Origin of the sequence: Methylotenera mobilis 13 (assembly GCF_000384255.1) — a bacterium.
GTDB lineage: Bacteria > Pseudomonadota > Gammaproteobacteria > Burkholderiales > Methylophilaceae > Methylotenera > Methylotenera mobilis_B.
Genome location: NZ_KB913035.1, coordinates 1,279,175 through 1,301,249, shown reverse-complemented (window position 1 = coordinate 1,301,249; position 22,075 = coordinate 1,279,175). Strand labels below are relative to the sequence as shown.

21 protein-coding genes are annotated in these 22,075 nt (G+C 41.4%); 11 read left to right on the top strand and 10 right to left on the bottom strand.

All coding sequences use genetic code 11. The annotated features are described in order from the left end of the window. Positions 1 to 51: 51 nt before the first annotated feature. The gene (locus A391_RS0106220; protein WP_019898150.1) at positions 52 to 1,041 is read right to left on the bottom strand and encodes a beta-ribofuranosylaminobenzene 5'-phosphate synthase family protein; all 990 of its coding nucleotides are present in this window, start codon (positions 1,039 to 1,041) and stop codon (positions 52 to 54) included. 394 nt (positions 1,042 to 1,435) lie between these two features. On the opposite strand from A391_RS0106220, the gene ppsA reads away from it, so the two are divergent. Next, positions 1,436 to 3,814 (top strand): phosphoenolpyruvate synthase, encoded by a 2,379-nt coding sequence (gene ppsA / locus A391_RS0106215; protein ID WP_019898148.1) that lies wholly within the window; start codon positions 1,436 to 1,438, stop codon positions 3,812 to 3,814. A 19-nt stretch (positions 3,815 to 3,833) separates the two neighbouring features. Next, the gene (locus tag A391_RS0106210) at positions 3,834 to 4,649 is read left to right on the top strand and encodes a pyruvate, water dikinase regulatory protein (RefSeq protein ID WP_019898147.1); all 816 of its coding nucleotides are present in this window, start codon (positions 3,834 to 3,836) and stop codon (positions 4,647 to 4,649) included. Positions 4,650 to 4,725: 76 nt separating this feature from the next. On the opposite strand, the gene A391_RS0106205 is transcribed toward A391_RS0106210, so the two are convergent. Further along, complete coding sequence (locus A391_RS0106205; protein WP_036317084.1) at positions 4,726 to 5,235, bottom strand: glutathione peroxidase; 510 nt, start codon at positions 5,233 to 5,235, stop codon at positions 4,726 to 4,728. Between the two features lie 126 nt (positions 5,236 to 5,361). After that, positions 5,362 to 5,757, bottom strand: a complete 396-nt coding sequence (locus A391_RS0106200; protein WP_019898143.1) for a fluoride efflux transporter CrcB — start codon at positions 5,755 to 5,757, stop codon at positions 5,362 to 5,364. Between the two features lie 94 nt (positions 5,758 to 5,851). On the opposite strand from A391_RS0106200, the gene glgA reads away from it, so the two are divergent. Beyond that, positions 5,852 to 7,309 (top strand): glycogen synthase GlgA, encoded by a 1,458-nt coding sequence (gene glgA, locus A391_RS0106195; protein WP_019898142.1) that lies wholly within the window; start codon positions 5,852 to 5,854, stop codon positions 7,307 to 7,309. A 140-nt stretch (positions 7,310 to 7,449) separates the two neighbouring features. On the opposite strand, the gene orn is transcribed toward glgA, so the two are convergent. Next, positions 7,450 to 8,010, bottom strand: a complete 561-nt coding sequence (orn, locus tag A391_RS0106190) for an oligoribonuclease (RefSeq protein WP_019898140.1) — start codon at positions 8,008 to 8,010, stop codon at positions 7,450 to 7,452. A 109-nt stretch (positions 8,011 to 8,119) separates the two neighbouring features. Here orn and A391_RS0106185 point away from each other — a divergent pair, with 109 nt between their 5' ends. The 7 genes from A391_RS0106185 (at position 8,120) to queD (ending at position 15,721) form a co-directional block, all read left to right on the top strand. Next, positions 8,120 to 9,370 carry a M48 family metallopeptidase gene (locus A391_RS0106185; RefSeq protein WP_019898139.1) on the top strand — a complete coding sequence of 417 codons (1,251 nt, stop codon included), beginning with the start codon at positions 8,120 to 8,122 and terminating at the stop codon, positions 9,368 to 9,370. Positions 9,371 to 9,395: 25 nt separating this feature from the next. After that, the gene (locus tag A391_RS0106180; RefSeq protein WP_019898138.1) at positions 9,396 to 9,704 is read left to right on the top strand and encodes a cytochrome c; all 309 of its coding nucleotides are present in this window, start codon (positions 9,396 to 9,398) and stop codon (positions 9,702 to 9,704) included. Then, entirely contained in the window at positions 9,646 to 10,620 is a 975-nt protein-coding gene (gene rsgA / locus A391_RS0106175; RefSeq protein WP_019898137.1) for a ribosome small subunit-dependent GTPase A, read from the top strand. The genes A391_RS0106180 and rsgA overlap by 59 nt, the downstream gene beginning before the upstream one ends. 17 nt (positions 10,621 to 10,637) lie before the next feature. After that, positions 10,638 to 11,561 carry a histone deacetylase family protein gene (locus tag A391_RS0106170; RefSeq protein ID WP_019898136.1) on the top strand — a complete coding sequence of 308 codons (924 nt, stop codon included), beginning with the start codon at positions 10,638 to 10,640 and terminating at the stop codon, positions 11,559 to 11,561. Between the two features lie 191 nt (positions 11,562 to 11,752). Beyond that, positions 11,753 to 13,351: an HD-GYP domain-containing protein gene (locus A391_RS0106165; protein ID WP_029144031.1), complete on the top strand. Its 1,599-nt coding sequence runs from the start codon at positions 11,753 to 11,755 to the stop codon at positions 13,349 to 13,351. A gap of 17 nt (positions 13,352 to 13,368) precedes the next feature. Then, on the top strand, positions 13,369 to 15,135 hold the full coding sequence (locus tag A391_RS0106160) for a GGDEF domain-containing phosphodiesterase (RefSeq protein WP_019898134.1): 1,767 nt from the start codon (positions 13,369 to 13,371) through the stop codon (positions 15,133 to 15,135). Between the two features lie 145 nt (positions 15,136 to 15,280). Then, positions 15,281 to 15,721 (top strand): 6-carboxytetrahydropterin synthase QueD, encoded by a 441-nt coding sequence (gene queD / locus A391_RS0106150; protein ID WP_019898131.1) that lies wholly within the window; start codon positions 15,281 to 15,283, stop codon positions 15,719 to 15,721. A 20-nt stretch (positions 15,722 to 15,741) separates the two neighbouring features. On the opposite strand, the gene rfbD is transcribed toward queD, so the two are convergent. The 6 genes from rfbD to rnhA are packed head-to-tail and all read right to left on the bottom strand — an operon-like array spanning position 15,742 to position 20,412. Next, positions 15,742 to 16,653 carry a dTDP-4-dehydrorhamnose reductase gene (rfbD, locus tag A391_RS0106145; protein ID WP_019898130.1) on the bottom strand — a complete coding sequence of 304 codons (912 nt, stop codon included), beginning with the start codon at positions 16,651 to 16,653 and terminating at the stop codon, positions 15,742 to 15,744. 24 nt (positions 16,654 to 16,677) lie between these two features. After that, positions 16,678 to 17,238 carry a dTDP-4-dehydrorhamnose 3,5-epimerase gene (gene rfbC, locus A391_RS0106140; protein ID WP_019898129.1) on the bottom strand — a complete coding sequence of 187 codons (561 nt, stop codon included), beginning with the start codon at positions 17,236 to 17,238 and terminating at the stop codon, positions 16,678 to 16,680. Further along, a complete protein-coding gene (gene rfbA / locus A391_RS0106135) occupies positions 17,239 to 18,114 on the bottom strand; it encodes a glucose-1-phosphate thymidylyltransferase RfbA (protein ID WP_019898128.1) in 876 nt (291 codons plus the stop codon). Further along, positions 18,111 to 19,196: a dTDP-glucose 4,6-dehydratase gene (gene rfbB, locus A391_RS0106130; protein ID WP_029144030.1), complete on the bottom strand. Its 1,086-nt coding sequence runs from the start codon at positions 19,194 to 19,196 to the stop codon at positions 18,111 to 18,113. The genes rfbA and rfbB overlap by 4 nt, the downstream gene beginning before the upstream one ends. Positions 19,197 to 19,252: 56 nt before the next feature. Further along, positions 19,253 to 19,936 (bottom strand): DNA polymerase III subunit epsilon, encoded by a 684-nt coding sequence (dnaQ, locus tag A391_RS0106125; RefSeq protein ID WP_019898125.1) that lies wholly within the window; start codon positions 19,934 to 19,936, stop codon positions 19,253 to 19,255. Then, on the bottom strand, positions 19,933 to 20,412 hold the full coding sequence (gene rnhA / locus A391_RS0106120; RefSeq protein ID WP_019898123.1) for a ribonuclease HI: 480 nt from the start codon (positions 20,410 to 20,412) through the stop codon (positions 19,933 to 19,935). The genes dnaQ and rnhA overlap by 4 nt, the downstream gene beginning before the upstream one ends. A 290-nt stretch (positions 20,413 to 20,702) precedes the next feature. Here rnhA and A391_RS0106115 point away from each other — a divergent pair, with 290 nt between their 5' ends. Then, positions 20,703 to 21,977 (top strand): surface-adhesin E family protein, encoded by a 1,275-nt coding sequence (locus A391_RS0106115; RefSeq protein ID WP_019898121.1) that lies wholly within the window; start codon positions 20,703 to 20,705, stop codon positions 21,975 to 21,977. The last annotated feature ends 98 nt before the right edge of the window (positions 21,978 to 22,075 follow it).

The following is a 22,075-nucleotide window of genomic DNA, read 5'->3' as shown; positions in this document are numbered from 1 at the left end:
CCTTAAAGGTTGTGTGTTTGTATTAATTTTTTAACCTAACCAATTTAAAAATTATACGGTTATGTCGAATTTATTGAATTTTGCACCATGATTGCATGCACTGCAAATTTTCCATGAAAGCGCATGGTCGGTAAAACTTATTTTCAGCTGTTGCAAATGCATATCTGCTTCATGTCGATTGGCAAATATAGCAAAGCCTGTTGGCCCCCAAGAGCTCTGTCCAAAACACTGCGCCCCCATTGTTTCTAGGCGCTCGAGCACAGCACTTACCAAATGACTTGCGTAGCGTCCACCTTGAACAGGCAGAAAGTAATCTCCTACATGCTGCTGCAACACCTGAATACTTTGCCCGAAGGCTGATAAATCTCGCTCCACTAATGCTGGCATAGCCTGCATTAATACATGTCGACACAAATGTGCTGCCAAACTTTCTGAAAATGCGGGCAACTCATTAAACGCCGCCCTCTCCTGCTCACCATGAATACCAGGCTCAGTTGTATCGAAAACTAGTAATATAGCCCACTCTTCGGGAAAATCATATCTTGCCAGCATCGGCGGTGGCGTTGAATGGGTTGAAGATAGCGCACGACCACCATCTATCAACAAACCACCATAATCAAATGCAGAAATACCAACCCCAGAGCGTCTACCTCGTCCTGTCATCGTAGCAATCTGCACCGTACTTAAGTTAAGCTGATACAAATAACTAATCGCAGCACCAGTAGCTAGTGCCATTTGAGTTCCAGAGCCTAAACCTGAGTGCTCAGGCACAGATTGACTAACATTAACTTCAACGGCCTCTGCAATACCCATCGCACTTAAAATTTGTTGCGCAACTGCAGTAACCCTTAAAATCACAGACTCAGGTACCGAGTCTGTGCCAGATACATTCAATACCTTTGATGGCTTTGCACTTAGCACCAAGTTTGGCTCAGCTAGACTCAAGCCAATACTACCGAACTTTCGACCCAAGCCACCATGCAAATCAAAAAACCCCATATGCAAACGAGCACTGGTTGACACCTCAATACTTGCGGTCATTGATAATGCCTACTAAAGTTAGATTTAGTGAGACAGCCATTAGCTAGGCCGTTTTGTACTCTGTAAGATTGCATAATGAATGTATTAATGATGATTATTTAGTTTCCATTCATATTTTAGCTTAGCCTAAGCAATTTTCATAATTCTCAACATGATGCCCCAAATATTTAGGGTTAAAGCATATTTAAAAATCAAAGAATTTATTCAATGTGTAGTTTTTCAGGTGACAACCCCAACATAATTAGGCAAAATAAGGGATTACTAAAATAATCTAACGCATTTCATCTCCCTTCGGTTCAAAAGGCTCTTCAACGGAATGAATTTAAGTCTTAAATGAAGCGCGAGTTTAAAGTTAGAAAATTAATCATTTGTTAGAAACATCTAAGGAACTATCATGTCAGCCCACGTTATTCCATTTGAAAATTTACGCAACGTAGACGTACCTTCAGTCGGCGGTAAGAATGCATCATTAGGCGAAATGATTTCTCAGCTAACTGCAAAAGGTGTAAGAGTCCCTACTGGCTTTGCGACTACAGCAGATGCATATCGTGAGTTTTTAGCGCAAAATGGCTTGGATGCCAAAATCAATGCTGAACTTGATAAATTAAACGTCGATGACACACAAGCGTTAGCAATTTGCGGCAAGCAAGTACGTGAGTGGATTATGGCAGCACCATTTCCAGCAGCTTTAGAAAAAGCAATTGCTGAAAACTATGAAATCTTGACTGCCAAATCAGGCAACGGCGCTACGTTTGCTGTTCGTTCATCAGCAACAGCAGAAGATTTACCAGATGCATCTTTTGCGGGCCAGCAAGAGTCGTTCTTAAATATTCAAGGCTTAGATAACATCTTGCACGCTATTAAAGAAGTATTTGCTTCTTTATATAACGACCGTGCGATTTCATACCGTGTACACAAAGGCTTTGTACATGCTGACGTTGCACTTTCAGCTGGTGTTCAACAGATGGTGCGTAGCGATATTGGCTGTGCAGGCGTCATGTTTACGATTGACACAGAGTCTGGCTTTAAAGATGTTGTGTTTATCACATCATCTTACGGCCTAGGCGAAACTGTCGTACAAGGTGCAGTAAACCCTGATGAGTTCTACGTACACAAACCAACGTTGGCGCAAGGTAAACCATCAATTGTACGCCGCACCATGGGTTCTAAATTGATTAAAATGGTATTCAGTGATGCAACTCGTGCTGGCAAAAGTACACATACCATCGACGTGGATCCAGCTGATAGCGACCGTTACTCATTATCAAATGAAGACGTGTTAGAGCTAGCACGTTATGCAATGACCATTGAACAACATTACGGTTGTCCAATGGATATCGAATGGGGTAAAAATGGTGTAGACAATAAGCTCTATATCTTGCAAGCACGTCCTGAAACCGTAAAGTCACAAGAAGCAGTGAACAACGTGACAGAGACATTCAAACTTAACAAACATAGCGAGAAACCACTAGTGGTAGGTCGTGCTGTTACGCAAAAAGTAGGCGTGGGCCCTGTACGTATCGTGCTTGACCCAGCAGATATGCACTTAGTGCAACCAGGTGACGTATTAGTTGCTGACATGACAGATCCTAACTGGGAACCAGTGATGAAACGCGCAAGTGCTTTAGTCACTAATCGTGGTGGTCGTACCTGTCATGCGGCGATTATCGCGCGTGAATTAGGTATACCTGCAATTGTTGGTGCTGTTAACGCTACGGATGTATTACGTGAAGGTGAAATCGTTACTGTATCATGTGCTGAAGGTGAATCAGGATTTGTGTACCACGGCGAGATCGAATATGACGTAAGCACGCAAGCTGCTGCTGCTCTTAAACCAGCGCCATGTAAGATTATGATGAACGTTGGCAACCCAGATATGGCATTCAGCTTTGCTAAAACACCAAATGATGGCGTAGGCTTAGCTCGTTTAGAATTTGTGATTAACAACATGGTAGGTATCCATCCAAAAGCGATTTTGAACATGGATGCAATGCCAAGCGCGATTCAAACCACGATTAAAAATCGCTCACGCGGCTATGCTTCACCTAAACAATTCTATATCGACAAAGTAGCGGAAGGCGTAGCTACTATTGCAGCTGCGTTCTATCCAAAACCAGTTATTGTGCGTACTTCAGATTTTAAATCTAACGAATACAAAAAATTAGTAGGTGGCGAGATCTACGAGCCAGATGAAGAAAATCCAATGATCGGTTTCCGTGGCGCAGCACGTTACATGGCAGAAGACTTTAAAGAGTGCTTTGCAATGGAATGTGTTGCCATGAAAAAAGTACGTGATGAAATGGGTTTAACCAATGTTGAGTTAATGATTCCTTTCGTTCGTACCATTGCTGAAGCAAAAGCAGTGACTGAAATCATGGCTGCAAATGGTCTTAAACGTGGTGAAAATGGTTTACGCCTGATTATGATGTGTGAGATTCCGTCTAACGCGCTACTTGCAGAGCAGTTCCTAGCTTACTTCGACGGCTTCTCAATTGGTTCTAATGACCTAACACAGCTAACGTTAGGGATGGATCGTGACTCAGGCATCCTTGCAGATGGCTTTGATGAGCGTAACGATGCGGTAAAAGTATTATTGAAAATGGCCATTAGTACTTGCAACCGCTTAGGTAAATATGTGGGCATTTGTGGTCAAGGGCCTTCAGATCATCCTGACTTTGCGGAATGGTTAGTAGATGAAGGCATTAAGTCTATTTCACTTAACCCTGATACAGTCGTGGCAACTTGGCAGCTTCTGACCAAAAACAAAAGCTAGTCAATATGGATAAACTGTCATGATCAATCGTACCGCGTTCTTCATTTCGGACGGCACAGGTATTACGGCAGGCGCTCTAGGTAAGCTGCTAGAACACTTTCCTAGCACTCACTTTAAGCAAGTGCGACTCCCGTTTACCAACACGCTTGAGAAGATAAGGCTTGCGCAAGAGGCGATTGCACTAGCGACAGAAGAAGATGGCGGTCGTCCAGTGGTGATTATGACCTTAGGCGACATTGCTTTACGTAACTCATTAAAGCAATGTAATGCCTACTTTATTGACTTGTTTAATACATTTATTGACCCTCTCGGCTTAGAGTTGGATCAAAAACCACTTACCGGTGCTGGTATTGCCCATAGCGTTATGGGCAGTAGCTACAATGAGCGCATGGAAGCAATTAACTTTACGCTTAATCATGACGATGGCATGACCAATAATGGTTTGGAAGAAGCCGAAGTGATACTCGTTGGTGTATCACGTTGCGGAAAAACACCGACTAGCGTTTACCTTGCCATGCAGTTTGGGGTTAAGGCAGCCAACTATCCGCTGATCCCTGAAGACTTCGAGCGCGGCACTTTACCTGCAGTATTACATAAACACTTAGGTAAGATTTTTGGTTTAACTATCAAAGCAGAACGGCTTCATGCAGTACGGAATGAACGCAGGGCTGGAAGCTTTTATGCTTCATTAGAAAACTGTCGTCAAGAGATTGCAACTGCTGAAAACTTAATGCGTACAGCAGGAATCACTTGGGCTGACTCCACGAGTCGTTCTGTTGAAGAACTTTCTGCAATTATTCTGGAAAAAATGAGACACCCTGCGATTAGCAAATAGCTAGCCATCCTCTTGAATACAATAAAAAAAGGTGCTTATCGCACCTTTTTTTATTGTATTGACGCTTAAGCCATCACTATTTCAAACTAGGCTTAATTTTACTCATAATTTCTGCTGCATTAGGTTTCACATCACTACTAAAGGCATAAACATCATTGCCCCCTGGCAAAATAACGTATTTAAAGAAATTCCAACTTGGCGACTGACCAGTTTTTGCAATTAATTGCCTATAAAACGGGTTTGCCGTTTTTCCAGTGACAGAGGATTTTGTAATCATCGGAAATTTAACTGAATAAGTTAACTTACAAAAGTCACCAATCTGCTTATCATCACTTAGCTCTTGCTTGAAGTCATTCGAAGGAAAACCAATCACTAAGAGACCACGATCCTTGTACTGACTATACAACCCCTCCAGCGCTTCAAACTGTGGCGTAAAACCACACCTGCTTGCCGTGTTAACAACTAAAATTGGTTTGTTTTGATAATCGCAAAGGTTAACTTTCTCACCTTGTAAGGTTGAAAATTGATGATTGTATAAATCAGGACAAGCCGCATTTGCCATATTAGCCACCGATAAAATAATCATTGAAAGTAACGCTGATAAGCTTACTTTTGAAGCTCTTGTTAATAAACGCATTTTACTCACTTAGGATATCAATAAAGTAGATGATGCTGTGACTAAGCTTTCAACAGAAAATTCAATATCATACGATTAATGTTTAACATACTGCACAGCAGCAACGCCTAATGCCGCCATCAACAATGCGCCGAACATATGAGTAAACGCATGGAAAGTGGCCAGGTGGTACTCGTGTCTATGCAACAATGATAAGCTTTCCCCAGTAAAAGCAGAGAATGTTGTGAGCCCTCCAAGAAAACCTGTCGTAACAAATAACCGCAAGCTTGGGTGATCTAAACTACCTAGGCCAATTAAACCCATCGCAACGCCCATTAACAAGCCACCGCTTAAGTTAGCGATCAGTGTTCCAAGTGGCAAATTTGGCAATATTGCATTAAACGCAATCCCTAGGCCCCATCGACTCCATGCGCCTAACGCGGCGCCTAAACCTACAGCAACTGTATTTGTAAAATTTATTGCGGAATTCATATTCTTAAACCCAGATTAGTATGGTCGTATAGTAAAATCTTCTAATAAATATAGCCAATACTAGAATAAACATAAGAACTTTAGCGAGAAAATCATGGCAATGAAAGTGTTATTTGTGAGCTCCGAGGTTTTTCCACTGATAAAAACAGGTGGATTAGCGGATGTTAGCGGCTCTTTACCCAACGCCCTACAAGGCTTGGGGGTTGATATTCGCATACTGATTCCCGGCTACCCAGCTGTATTGAACTCATTGCAAGACCTAAAAACAGTGGCACACATAGACCACCTGCCTCATATTGGTCAGGCAGAATTACAAAGTGGCACGATTGCAGAAACGCAAGTCAAAGTAATGGTGATTAAGGCCCCTAATATTTATGAGCGAGATGGTGGCCCTTATGCAGATACACAAGGACTGGAATGGCAGGACAATCCAATCCGTTTTGGCGTATTGTCAAAAGTTGCGGCTATTTTAGCAAGCAACCAATCTCCAATGGCCGACTGGAAACCTGATATTGTTCATTGCAACGACTGGCAAACAGGACTCACTCCCGCATACATGAAGCTCACAGAACATGCTCAGGCTAAATCTATTATTAGTTTGCATAACATGGCATTTCAAGGCTGCTACCCTCCTCATTGGGTGACGAGCTTAGGTTTACCTAGCGCAGGGTTCAGTATCGAGGGATTTGAATATCACAACCAATTATCATTTTTGAAAGCTGGAATATTCTATGCTGATGGGATTTCAACCGTTAGCCCACGCTACGCACAAGAAATACAGACAACCGCCTTTGGTTTTGGATTAGAGGGACTACTCAGTAAAAGAGGAGATGAAATTAAAGGGATACTAAATGGCATAGAGACTGATGAGTGGAATCCAGAAACAGACCCATATTTAATCAAGAACTATAGTGCAACAAAACTAGCTGGTAAAAAACAGGTTAAAAAAGCGTTGCAGCAAAAACTTGGGCTCGATACTGATGCAGGCGCACCATTATTGGGCGTAGTTAGTCGCCTTACACATCAAAAAGGCTTAGACATGCTACTCCCACACCTGCAGAGTTTAATTGATCAAGGTTGCCAGTTTGCATTGCTAGGTGGTGGTGAAACTGAGTTGGAATCAGCCTTCTTAAAAGTTGCAGCGAACAATCCAAATCGCGTCAGCGCTACAATAGGTTATAACGAACCTTTATCTCACCAGATTATGGCTGGTTGCGATATGTTTATTATGCCTTCACGTTTTGAGCCCTGCGGCTTGAATCAGCTATATGGATTAGCTTACGGCACACCACCTATCGTTAATGCTACAGGCGGCCTTGCAGACTCGATTATCGATGCTAATACGGCGCACTTGGCAAATAACACTGCTAATGGATTTGTCATGGTTGAGGCAAGTGCAGATGGTTTAATTGCTAGCGTTCACCGAGCATTGGATATGTTCATGAACTCACCTAAAACTTGGAAGCAGTTACAAAAAAATGGAATGTCACAAAATCTGAGTTGGGATAAAAGCGCACAGGAATATCTGGCTTTGTATCAATCACTCATTTAAAACCACATCAAAAAGCAGGGGATGAAAGTTGGCATGCTTGATGCTTATATAAAATCAAGCTTACATATATCTCCTAAGCCGATTTTCTCCCCTTTGGGCGCCTTGATAGGCGCCCTCTTTTTTATATTGCCTTGCGGTAATTACTTCACAATAAAATGTTCGCGGTAATACTTAAGCTCATCGATTGACTCATAAATGTCCGCCAACGCTTCATGGCGACTAGCTTTTTTAAAACCGGAATAAATCTCCGGCTTCCATCTGCGTGCAAGCTCTTTAAAAACACTCACATCTAAATTACGATAATGAAAGAAGCTCTCTAACTCTGGCATGTATCTCGCCATGAAACGCCGATCCTGACAGATAGAGTTACCGCACATCGGTGACTTATTAGCAGGAACATGTGCTTTCAGAAACTCAATCATCTGCGCTGAAGCTTCTGCTTCAGATAATGTAGAGGCTTTTACTTTATCTATCAAGCCGGAACGACCATGTGCGCCTTTGTTCCATGCATCCATACCATCTAATACTGCATCAGTCTGATGTACAACGAATACTGGGGACTCAGCGATTACATTCAAATCCGCATCGGTTACCACTGCCGCCAGCTCCAAAATACGGTCAGAATCTGGGAGCAAACCGCTCATTTCCATATCAAGCCAAATTAAATTATTCTGATTTGTCGTATTGTCTGAAGCTGTCATCATGATTTCCATTAAAATGAGTATTATTAAGTAAACTTGGTGAACCATCATATCTAAAATGCTTCACAATAGATATATTAACTTAATTCAATTTTAAACGAACGATAAAATGGCTCAAACACTCACAATCACTTTCATTACATTGCTGGTTGCAACCACATTAGTGCGCATATGGCTTGGAAATAGACATATTGCACACGTGCAGTCGCATCGCAATCAAGTGCCTAACGCATTCAGCGAGAACATCGCGCTTGAAGCACACCAAAAAGCGGCAGATTACACCACCGACAAAACAAAACTAGCGCTCATAGAAGCTTCTATGCAGGCTATATTGTTGGCTGTGTTAACAATCGGTGGTGGCTTACAGTGGATTGATGAAGTATGGCGTAACCTCATCATTGACCATGAAATTGCACGCGGCGCACTCGTCATTGTGAGCGCTATGCTTGTAAGTAGTGTAATCGACTTACCATTTGAATATTACAAGACCTTTGTTGTAGATGAGAAGTTTGGCTTCAACAAAATGACACCCGCAATGTTTTTTAGTGACCTCATTAAACAAAGTGTAGTCGGCATCATTTTAGGTGCACCAATTCTTTTTGCAGCGCTTTGGTTAATGCAAGGTGCTGGTCAGTACTGGTGGTTGTACCTTTGGGTAATCTGGAGTGTATTTAATCTTTTGATGCTTGCAATTTACCCAACTTTTATCGCACCGTTCTTCAACAAGTTCACACCACTTGAAGATCAAAACTTGAAACAAAGAATTGAAATATTACTAACTAAATGTGGCTTTAAATCGCAAGGTTTGTTTGTAATGGATGGCTCAGCACGCAGTAGCCACGGTAACGCATACTTTACTGGCTTTGGTGCGTCAAAGCGTGTCGTGTTCTTTGATACTCTGCTTGATAGACTTAACCCAGATGAAATTGAAGCTGTACTCGCTCATGAACTGGGACACTTCAAACATCACCATGTGATTAAACGTATTGCAATGATGTTTTTTGTGAGCTTCCTAGGTTTAGCATTGCTTGGTTGGTTGATGAATCAGCCTTGGTTTTATTCAGGCCTAGGTGTAAGCCAAATGAGCAACTATATGGCATTGGTTTTATTTTTATTGGTTTCACCTGTATTCTTGTTCATATTAAGACCAATCATGGCAAGCTACTCACGCAAAAATGAATTTGAAGCTGACAGCTACGCTGCTAAGCATGCTAATGCTCAATATTTAATTGAAGCCTTAGTGAAGTTATATCGAGACAACGCGTCTACATTAACGCCTGACCCATTGCATTCTGCTTTTTATGACTCTCACCCACCAGCAAGTATTAGAATTTCGAAATTAGCGGCGTATACTAGTTAGCATCATTATTGAAAAGGTAATCCAGATGAAGTTATTGCGATATATAGTATTGCTGCTCATCACTAGTAGTGCTTCTGCTGAACCTTTTCAAGATGCAGACGCTTCAGCTGGAAAAATACTGGTTAATCAGCATTGCATCCGCTGCCACGCATCTAGTTATGGTGGTGATGGCTCTGGCATATATACACGTGAGCTACGTAAAGTAAAGAATTCCAAGGCTTTAGCTACACAAGTTCGTAATTGCAATACGATGTTGGGCTTGAAGTGGTTTGAAGATGAAGAGCTTAACGTTGCAAAATATCTTAATCAACAATACTATAAATTTACAGAATAGTGAGCACGTGAGTATCTCTAAAAATGCGCAAGATGAAACAAGCTTGCAAGGCACCGTCGTTGCCGCTTATGGCAAACGCTATCAAGTAGAACTCATTGACACCAAGCAACGAATCAGCTGTGTTACCCGTGGTAAAAAGACTGATCTCGCTTGTGGTGATTTGGTCACCCTCAAACTTACTGATAAGCATGAGGGGGTTGTCGAATCCACTCTGCCACGCAAAACTTTACTGTTTCGGAGCAATGCATTTAAAAGCAAAATGCTTGCAGCAAACGTCACACAGATTATTATTGTATTGGCGACACAGCCTAGTTTCTACGAGGCATTGCTCAATCGCTGTTTAATTGCAGCAGAAGCAGCAGGGATTAAAGCGCTGATCGTTCTCAACAAGTGCGATTTAGCCGATAACCACGATGCGTTACAAAAACTGGCGCTATATACTAAATTAGGCTATCAAGTACTACCCTTATCAGCAAAAGAAGATATATCAAGTCTTAGACCGTATTTGCAGAATGAAGTCAGTATTTTGGTGGGTCAATCTGGCATGGGGAAATCAACCATGATTAACGCATTGTTACCTAATGAAGCAGTACGGACTCAAGAGGTAAGCCAAGTGCTAGACAGCGGCAAGCATACAACGACTGCTGCTCACCTTTACCATCTTGATGAGAATAGCCGGCTAATTGACTCTCCAGGTTTACAAGAGTTTGGATTGCATCATTTGAGCACAGATGAACTTGAGCACGCATTTATCGAATTCAGACCATTACTTGGAAAATGCAGATTTAATAACTGTAAGCACCTACAAGAGCCTGACTGTGCAATCACAGAGGCACTAGCCCAGAATACAATATCGGCAGAAAGATTGGCAATTTATAAAATGTTACGTACTGAGATTACTCACTCAGCACATTAATTCATCACAGGTATGGTATGACAACGGCATTCATTACTCACCCTGACACTTTATTACACATTATGGATGGTAATCATCCGGAATCGCCTGCACGCATCACAGCAATTAAAAACTATCTCATTAAACAAGATGTTTATAATCATTTAGCCATCTACGAATCACCAGTGGCGACAGATGCTCAATTGGCGAAAGTTCATAGCACTGATTACATCGCGCGTATTCGCGCACTATCGCCAAAAGCTGGATTAGTAAGGTTAGATCCAGACACGGCGATGGGGCCTATGAGCTTATCTGCGACACTGCATGCTAGTGGTGCCGCAATATTAGCGACAGATCTGGTGATGCAGGGAAAGGCCGCCAATGCTTTTTGCTGTACCAGGCCACCAGGCCATCATGCTGGACGCGCAAACAGTGCGGGCTTTTGTATCTTCAATCATGTTGCTGTTGGCGTTGCCCATGCCTTAACGCAATACAAAGTTAAACGTGTTGCAATTATTGATTTTGATGTACATCATGGAGACGGAACTGAAGATATCTTTAAATATAACCCACAGGTGATGCTTTGCTCCACGTTTCAACATCCGTTTTATCCACATCGTGGATTTGATAGCCGAACCAAGACCATGATTAACGTACCATTAGCAGCCAATGCAGATGGGAAAAAATATCAGCAAGCATTCAGTCATGAATTTCTGCCCGCCCTTAACCAATTTAAACCTGAAATCATTTATGTATCTGCAGGGTTTGATGCACACGTTGATGATCCGCTTGCTGGGATGAACTTAATCGATCAGGACTATATATGGATGACAGAATTTATTAAGCAAGTAGCGAAACAACATGCACAAGGCAGAATCGTTTCCTTACTGGAAGGTGGGTACCACCTTCCAGCACTAGCCAAAGCCGCTAGTGCTCATATCACTTCACTCATGTTGGCATAAATGAAGTATTTACGTAAATTTTGCAGACGTAAAGCATGCAAATTTCTAACGAAATAATGAGTGGGAAAATTATCCAAAGATAAAGTAATAAATAGTCAGGATTACACAACAAAATCTCTATACCGTGAGTTTAGAGAATGTAAAATGAGACTAACATCAATGAGGTGCAACAGCATCAAGGATCAAACCAATTGATTGATATTCGTAAAGAACAAATTCCCGTATCCTCTTTAGGGTTGGGTATGTTTGTCTGTGAGCTTGATCGACCATGGCTTGGCACACCGTTTCTACTGGAAGGCGTGTTAATTGAAGACGAGTCACAAATTGCCACGATTGCGGCTTTATGTGAGTTTGTCTATATTGACCGCACCGTTTCGCTTGGTCAGCACTATTTGGCTCCCCCTAAAAAATCAGTCGCTATTAAACACAATGCGTCGGCACCGATCCATCAGTCTATGGTGTTAAACACTACCAGCCATGGAGTACATGCAGGGGATAAAAAGATAGACGGCAATAAAGAACAGCGCTCCTTCTTTAATATCATCAGAGAAATTCAAGACTTCAATCAGACTACCCAACAAACATCTAACCAGAACAATGCAAATTTCAACTTAAGCTACTTAAGCCAAGAAGCAGCAATTAATACAGAGAGCGCACCAACAGGTTTATCTTTGTCTAAACAAATTAAGACTGATTTATCAAACTTTGTACTTGGTTTAAAAGGCTGGCGTCAGTCATGGAAAAAGAAAAGTCGTCAAACTGAGTCATCAGTAACACAAGGTAGAGAAATCTCAGATGCAAACAAAGCCGATTATTTGCAACAGATGGCGATTGAAGAAAAATATCCCGTAGAAGAAGAAATTGCCACCATCTACCCTGTTTATGAAAAAACACAATTAGCTACTCAAGCGTTCTTCAATGCGATGGCAGAAAACCAGCTGGTAGATCTAAGTAAAGTAGATGAGGCGCTGAATGATATGGTAGATAGTATTGAGCGTAATTCAGATGCATTAGTATGGCTGGCTCGTTTAAAGCAAACTGATGATTACTCTTATAATCACGCGCTCAATGTTTCGATTACATTGATGGCACTCGCAAACTTTATGGCAATGCCAAAGAAACAAATTAAAGATTTAGGTTTAGCTGGTTTATTACAAGACATAGGGAAAGTTAAAATCCCTAAAGACCTGCTACAAAAAAAGGAAAAAATCACTGCGGAAGAATATGAGGTGTTTAAAAAACATGTAGACCATGCTTTAGCACTGCTAGAAGTGACTAATAATATTTCTAGCACGACCATGATTACAGTGTCACAACATCATGAGCGGATTGATGGCAGTGGCTATCCGTATCAGCTTAAAGGTAAACAAATTAGCCTAACGGGGCAAATGTCAGGACTTATCGACACTTACTGTGCGCTTACTAGCAACAAAGCCTATGCAAAAAGTGTTTATAACCAGTTTGCGCTAGAAAAAATACATGCACTGCGAGACACCAAGTTTGATGGCCACTTGATTGATCAATTAGTACAATTCTTAGGCATGTATCCTGTCAGCTCTTTAGTTGAGCTAAACTCTGGCGAGGTTGGTGTGGTCATTCAACAGAACAGCGTTCGTCGCCTACTACCCAAGGTCATGGTTTTACTCAACCCAGATAAAACAAAAAACGAATATCCACCAACACTAAACTTAATCAACCTACCATTAACGCCAAGCGGAGAGCCTTACAAAATTGTCAGGGGATTACCGCCTGATAGCTATGGTCTCAATATTAACAACTACTTTAGCTAAACTACCAACGATTCAATATGAAAAACCAAGAAGAAATCTACAGCATAATAGATCAAGAATTTACACTAGACATTTCACCCAACTATTTACTGACCATCATGAAGGGTTACCGATTAGGCCCTACTGACCTTTCTGGCCCTTATCATTACGAAGCAATCACACTAGAACAGATTGCTAAAGATCACTTTAATGCCAACAATACGCCAAATAGATTCCTAAATGTTTTACAACAATGGCCTCAGCAATTAAATTGGTCGCAACTCAACCAATATATTGATGAGTTACTACATAGTTGGCTGCAAGATTATAAAACTGGCGCACAACTTCAAGACGCATTGGTGCTCAGCCAATGTATTAAGCTGCAGTCTGAAATCAACACAGATTCGACTACTCCAGTCTGTGACGATAAATTTCACCTTGTACTAGTGCATCTACTCGCGATTGCTACCAACCAGTTTGATCAATATCAGCGCGACTACTCAAAGAGCTTTGATGTAACGACAAGATTACCAAACCACAACGTAATGCTAACGCTCATTAAAAAAGCAGAAGCTGAGCACATAAGCCTAGGTTTACTTTTACTAAATCTGAATATTAATTCTGAAAAAGAGAGAAAGATAAACGCTGACCAATCAAAACTCTCATTGGCGGCTGTCGATTTAATTCAACAACATCTGAGCCAAGATACTAGGCTGTTTTACATAGGGCCGAACGAGTTCGGAATTCTGATTGAGAATTTGCACTTCCCTGCACAGTTGAGTTTAATTGCATCAGAGCTCATTCACGCATTTGAGTCATCATTGCCATTAGTCAATAATAGCCTCATCGTTAAACCATACTTTGGTGGAGTGACGACGTTCAAACACACTTCAAAAACACACTCACTGTATGAGTGTGCAAAACTAGCATTGCATCATGCAATGATTAATCATTATCAAATTGAAATGTATGACCAGCACATTACTAGTGTGTTTTCCAGCACACACTCACTTGAAGAAGCGATAATTGAAGCCTTACAGAATAACGAGTTAGAAGTTTACTTACAACCAATTGTAAGTTTGCCTCATCATGATCTTAAAATTGCAAGCTGTATCAGTGCTGAACTGTTGTTGCGCTGGCATCACCCTGAATGGGTTGGTGTTTCACCGATGCGTCTCATCGATACGATCTACAAAAAAGGATTTGGCAAAATTTTCATCCGCTGGCTAATTAATACGGCATGTCAGCGTATCGCAGAAATTGTCACGACACATCAAAAGAGCTTTTCACTAACAGTCAACTTATCTTCTCCAGACTTATTGGATGCTGACCTCCCAGAACTCATTTCACAATCCATTGCATTATGGGACATTCCAGCAAAGTCTCTTGTGATTGAAATAACAGAAAGTGATTTACTACTAGACGAAAAGAAAGCAATGTCGGTCATTCATAGAATTTCTGAACTTGGCTGTTCATTTGCGTTAGATGACTTTGGGACTGGCTATTCATCTATGACGCGATTACGTAACATGCCGATTAGCTTAGTTAAAATCGACCAATCCTTTGTGAAACAAATCGAACAATCCAGCCAAGATAGAGAAATAGTGCTCTCTATTATTCAATTGGCCCACAGTTTAGGTAAAACCGTGGTGGCAGAAGGGGTTGAAAATTTGAATTGCCTTAATATACTGAGTGAAATGCAATGTGACAAAATCCAGGGCTATTACTACTCAAAATCAATGTCACTAGATGATTTCAACGTATGGCTTCCAAACTTTGAAAGCCAACAAGTACCTCTTAATTAGTCAGCTTTACCAATATTCAGCTCAAATAATAGGCAATCAATCTCTGAACCAACAACAGTAAAGAGTGAGGGTATAATAGTGTTTGTTTATTACGTTTAGCATGGCTGAGCGTACTATTAAAATCTCTATTTAATGATAATCCAATATGCATATTACTACTCGCCTAGAATTTGACGCAGGCCATCGTATTCCCAATCACAAGAGTCAGTGTAAAAACTTGCATGGTCATCGATATGCTATCGAAATTACACTGTCTGGCGATATTATCACTGCAGAAAATACTTCTGATAACGGGATGGTGATGGATTTTTCAGATGTAAAGGCAATTGCAAAAGATGCTGTTGTTAACGTTTGGGATCATGCATTTTTAGTATACCAACACGATACAGAAGTTTTAAACTTCTTAAACACACTTAAAAATCATAAAACAGTTGTATTTCCAACTGTCCCTACTGCTGAAAATATGGCCGCAGAAGCTTTTAGAATTCTAAAAGCACGTTATCAGGACACATATGGTAATCATCTGAAGTTAGAAAAAGTGCGTTTATACGAAACACCAAACAGCTGGGCAGACGCATTAGGCTAATTAAGGCTTAACTGTCTGACTTAATTGCTTGGCATTGCTTTAAGTTCAGCGATTAGCGCATCACGCCAGTTAGGAATAGTGACTGAGAAGTCTCTATGCAATCGATGACAATCTAAACATGAATTAGCCGGGCGCACAGCCGGGGTTGGATACTCTGCTGTGGTAATTGCCTGAATGTTTTCTACCTGTACTTTAAGCGGCTGCCAGCCCTTTACTGACCGCAAATGCGAGTATTCTTCTACGATTGCAGTAGCAAACCCATGCCAAGTGGTAAAACCTGCATTCACAAGGTGATATACACCAGACACATCCCCATGCCATTGACCCAGCACCTGAACAATCGTATCAGCAATACTATGGCTACTGGTTGGCGCACCAGCCTGATCGCCCACGATACTCAGTTGGTCACGCTCTTTAGCTAAGCGCAGAATCGTATTGAGAAAGTTCTTACCGTAGGCACCATACACCCATGAGGTTCTAAAAATAAGGTGTGGCAATCCGACTGAACGAATAGCTTCTTCTCCAGCCAGTTTAGATTTCCCATAAACACTCAAAGGTGCGGTAGCATCATCCTCAACGTAGAGACCAACCTTATTGCCTGCATAGACATAATCTGTTGAAAAATGAATGAGCCTAGCACCAAGTTTGGCCCCTTCTTCAGCTAGCACGCCAGGTGCTACTGCGTTAATCGCATAAGCAAGCCCAGGCTCCGTTTCGGCTTTATCTACAGCGGTATAGGCTGCTGGGTTGATAATCAAATCAGGCTTAATAGCCTGCACTACATCGCGTATTGCTTGCTGATCAGACAAGTCTAACTGGTTTCTATCAAGGCAGACTAATTCGCCAAATAAGGTATGACGCTCAGAAAACGCTTGCTGCAACGCATGCCCAACTTGACCACTGATACCAGTTAATAATATTTTCTTGTACATTCAATACTTTGCAAATAACAGTTTTTATTCAAACACATCGGCATCAGCCAAACTTAAGCCTAACTGATCCTTAGCAGACAACGCAGGGCTAAAATGGCCTATCAAAGCAGACATGGGCCATTTAATAGCAAGTGATGGATCATCCCACCTAATACAGCGCTCATGTTGAGGTGCGTAATAATCCGTCGTTTTATATAAGAACTCAGTATTATCTTTCAACACTAAAAATCCGTGTGCAAAACCCTCAGGCACCCACATTTGACGTTTGTTTTCAGCAGATAAAACAGCACCTACCCATTGACCAAAAGTTTTAGATTGTTTGCGTAAGTCCACAGCAACATCAAATACTTCGCCTGCAACAACGCGCACTAACTTACCCTGTGGCTGCTGAATTTGGTAATGTAAGCCACGCAGCACATTAGCGGCAGACTTTGAATGATTATCCTGCACGAATTGTGTTTTAACGCCAGTTAACTGCTCGAACGTACGTTGGTTAAAACTTTCGAAGAAAAACCCTCTATCATCACCAAATACTTTAGGCTCCAATATCAACACATCTGGAATTGCAGTTTGAATCGCTTGCATTTAATACACCTGTTCAGTCAGTAGCATTTTTAAATATTGGCCATATGCGTTCTTAATATAACGATTAGCTAACTGATCTAGCGCTGCAGCATCGATATATTGCATTCTATAAGCTACCTCTTCAGGACTTGCCACTTTTAAACCCTGACGTTTTTCTATGGTTTCAATGAACAATGAAGCTTCCAGCAGCGACTCATGCGTCCCGGTATCAAGCCATGCAATGCCACGCCCCATCACCTCTACCTGTAAATCACCACGTTCTAGGTACGCTCTATTCACGTCAGTAATTTCCAACTCACCTCTTGGTGATGGTTTCAATTGTTCAGCAATACTAATCACGTCGTTATCATAGAAGTACAAGCCGGTAACAGCATATCTAGACTTAGGTACAGCTGGCTTTTCCTCTAAACTAACCGCTTGCCCTTGCGCATTAAATTCCACCACACCATAGCGCTCAGGATCACTGACAGGGTATGCAAAAACAGTAGCACCACTCTTGATGGCTGCAGCAGCCTGCGTTTTAACAGCTAACTCATGTCCGTAGAAAATATTATCGCCAAGCACTAGCGCGCAGCTATCATTGCCAATAAACGATTTACCAATGATAAACGCTTGTGCCAAACCATCTGGTGATGGTTGTACCGCAAATTTGATTGAAATGCCCCATTGACTACCATCACCAAGCAACTGCTGAAAGCGTGGCGTGTCTTCTGGGGTAGAGATCACCAAAATATCACGAATGCCCGCTAGCATTAGCGTCGTTAAAGGATAATAAATCATCGGCTTATCATAAACAGGTAATAACTGTTTCGAGACAACCTGTGTGACTGGATGCAACCGTGTACCAGAACCGCCCGCTAAAATAATACCTTTCATGCCATTTCCTCACCACGTTCTGAATAGTGTGTTTGAATCCAGTTTCTATAATCACCACTAGTAATGTTGTTCACCCAGTCTTGATGTGCCAAATACCAGTTCACAGTTTTCTCTATGCCAGTTTCAAAAGTTTCCGCAGGTTTCCAACCAAGTTCAGTAGCAATTTTTGTCGCATCAATCGCATAACGCAGATCATGTCCGGGACGATCAGTCACGTATGTAATAAGATCTGCATAAGACTGTCCATCCGCACGCGGTTTTTTAGCATCAAGCATGCGGCATAGCGTTCTTACGATATCAATATTGGTTTTTTCATTCCAGCCACCAACGTTGTAAACCTCACCAACTTTACCTGCCTCTAGTACACGCCTAATGGCTGCACAGTGGTCTTCAACATAAAGCCAATCGCGCACTTGCAAACCGTTGCCATAAACTGGTAACGGTTTGCCGGCTAAGGCATTATGAATAACCAGTGGAATTAACTTCTCAGGAAAATGGTAAGGCCCGTAGTTATTAGAGCAATTTGTCGTTAATGTAGGCAGGCCATAAGTATGATGATACGAACGCACTAAATGATCAGATGATGCCTTTGAGGCTGAGTAAGGGCTATTGGGCGCATACGGTGTAGTTTCTGTAAACGCAGCATCATCTTTACCTAATGAACCATAAACCTCATCGGTGGACACATGCAAGAAACGAAAGCCTGCTTTATCAGCAGTATTTAAGGTACCCCAATAAGCACGAACCGCTTCAAGCAAGTGAAATGTTCCTACAATATTCGTTTGAATAAAGTCTTCCGGTCCATGTATTGAGCGATCTACATGACTCTCAGCCGCAAAATTCACTACCGCACATGGTTTATGTTCGGCTAACAAATTTGCGACTAAATGCTGATCACCAATATCACCATGCACAAATAGATGATGAGGGTTATGTTCCAAAGAAACCAGGTTTTCCAGATTACCTGCATAGGTCAATTTATCTAGATTAACCACATGACCTAAACCTTGTTTTACCCACGCCAATACAAAATTCGAGCCTATGAAACCAGCTCCGCCAGTCACAAGAATTGTGTTATTCATCATTTATTACTTTCTTAAATTTACTCATTCTTAGCCCTACTTAATTAAGCTAGACCTCAACTATTCCAAACGCAGTTACCTGATTTTGCAAGACCAGCCAAATATGCCTCATGATCAGCAAGTTCATCAGTAGTCGCATGCTTGATTATGAGTGGCGCATGACTTATCGCACTCATTTCAGCAACGCTTTGGCTAGGCTGATCTAATCCAATCATCAAGCTCTCTTGGCCGCGCGTCATCGCCATATATACATCAGCCAACAGCTCGGCATCGAGTAACGCGCCATGCAAAGTTCGCCTAGAGTTATCAATACCAAAATGCTTACACAACGCATCTAGATTGTTACGCTGACCAGGCCGCATCTCTTTTGCAATTTTAAGGGTATCGGTAATTTTGGCAGTAATCGATTCAACCTTTTTCTGCCCTATTAGACCTAACTCACAATTCAAGAAACCAACATCAAATGGCGCGTTATGCATGATCAGCTCAGCATCCGCAATAAATGCAATCAGCTCATTCGCTATGTCTGCAAAACGTGGTTTATCTTGCAAGAACTCAAGTGAAATACCGTGCACCTCTTGTGCACCTTGGTCAATTTCACGGTCTGGATTTAAATAATAATGAAAATGATGCTTGGTTAAACGTCTATTGACAACCTCGACGGCTGCAATCTCAATCACACGATGCCCTTGAGCATGATACAAACCTGTGGTTTCAGTATCTAAGAAAATCTGCCTCATGGCGCACTAACTCCCTTTTGCAAAATTTGCTCTACCCCCTTGTTAGCGAGCATATCAGCACGCTCATTTCCTACGTTACCAGCGTGTCCTTTGACCCACACCCACTCAACCGTATGTTGCTGTGCCAGCACATCCAGAATGCGCCATAAATCATCGTTCTTCACTGGCTTTTTATCTGCTGTGCGCCAGTTACGCGCTTTCCAGCCAATGATCCATTCAGAAATACCTTTCTGCACATACACAGAATCAGTAAACACTTTTGCATGACAAGCTCGCTTTAATGCCTCTAAAGCACGGATCACTGCAGTAAGCTCCATGCGATTGTTTGTTGTCAGCAACTCACCGCCACACAGTTCTTTCTCATGCCCATCGTAACTAATCCAAGCACCCCACCCACCAGGGCCAGGGTTACCTTTACATGCACCATCTGCATAAATTTCTACGGTAGAACGTTTAGCTGCTACTTCTGTTGTCATCAATCAAATTTCACATTATTCATCAATTAATGATGATTATAGAACATCACAGCGCCGAGTACCTTTAATAGAGTTAAATATTGATGCAGACAGCATCAATTTAATACAAAAAATTTGTGCCAAAAACCTCCATGGCAAAGATGTGTAATATTTATTAAACAAATGCGTAATTCAGCCGTTAACTGAATATATATGAATTTAATACCAGTTAATCAAAACTAATTGAGTACAAAATTTTAAGCTATAAAGTTAATTAACGATAAGTTTCAATAATAAAGTCGGAATGTAATATGCAAAAAGCGGTCACTTATTTCACCTTATCACTCATTTGTTTTTTTATAAGTATAGGTACAAGCTCGGCCGCCAATTGGGCGAAGCTTAATGAGAACAGCACATCAAAATTAATGATAGATAAACAATCTATCTTAGAGAAAGATAAACTAAAGCGTGCCTGGGTAAAAATTGAATACAAAACTATTCAGAAAAATTTAGAGTCGCCGGATACACAATATAATCTTTCAAAACTACTGTGGTATTTTGATTGCCCGGCACAAAAATCTGCAGCTACACAGGTATTCCAGTACTTAAATACTGAACTTGTGAACTCCGCTGCGATTGATAATGTTAAAGACGCTAAATTTATCGAACCAGTGCCAGAATCTGATTTTGATCGTGCAATGCAGTATGTATGCTCGGCAAATAAAAGTTCAGGTACAAAAGCGGCAACACCGACGCCCCCAAAGACTCCTTCAGCAGACACGAAAACTGAAACCAATGCTAGTACTAAGGCTGCTCCTACAGAAGATAAACCAGTAGATAGCAAACCGACAGAAGTTAAGCCAGCTGATAAAAATACAGCAAAACCTATCAATAAAAAAAATGAAGGCATCAAAAAGCCTGTTACTTGGAATTACGAGGGAAAAGAAGGCCCAAGTAACTGGGGAAAATTAAGTAGCGAATTTTCAATGTGTGATGCTGGCAGCAGTCAATCACCTATTGATATAGAAGAAAGCTTAGATGCAAATTTAAAGCCTTTAAAGTTGCTACAGAAGTTCCCAGTGAAAGATATTTTGAAAACTAATCACTCTGTACAGCTAAACTTTAGGGATGGCAATATTGTAGCGATAGACAATATGACCTTTAAGTTGAAACAGATCAACTTTCACACACCTAGCGAACACAGCATCAAAGGAAAGTCCTTTCCTCTCGAAGCGCAATTTCTTCATACTGACACCAAAGGCAACACTGCAATTGTTGCCGTTCTTTTCAGAGAGGGAAAAGCTAACCCTGCATTAGAAAAAATCTTAAAACAATTACCAACCGAGAGTGACAAACCGGCCACACTAAAATCAAGAGTGCTTGCGAGTGAAATGATGCCAAGTAATCAAGACTACTATCGGTTTAGCGGCTCACTCACCACACCACCTTGTACTGAAGGTATACGCTGGATTTTAATTAAAACACCAATCACAGCAACCAAAGCGCAAATAGAAGCGATAGCTGAAATAACGCCACAAAACAATCGTCCCTTACAAGCACTGAATGGTCGCCTCATTGTTGATTAAACTAACCACCCTCATCCACGAGGTGACTCAACTCTACAAGCTTATAATAAAAAAGCACCTAGTAGTCACCAGGTGCTTTTCAGTTCGAGTATTTTAAA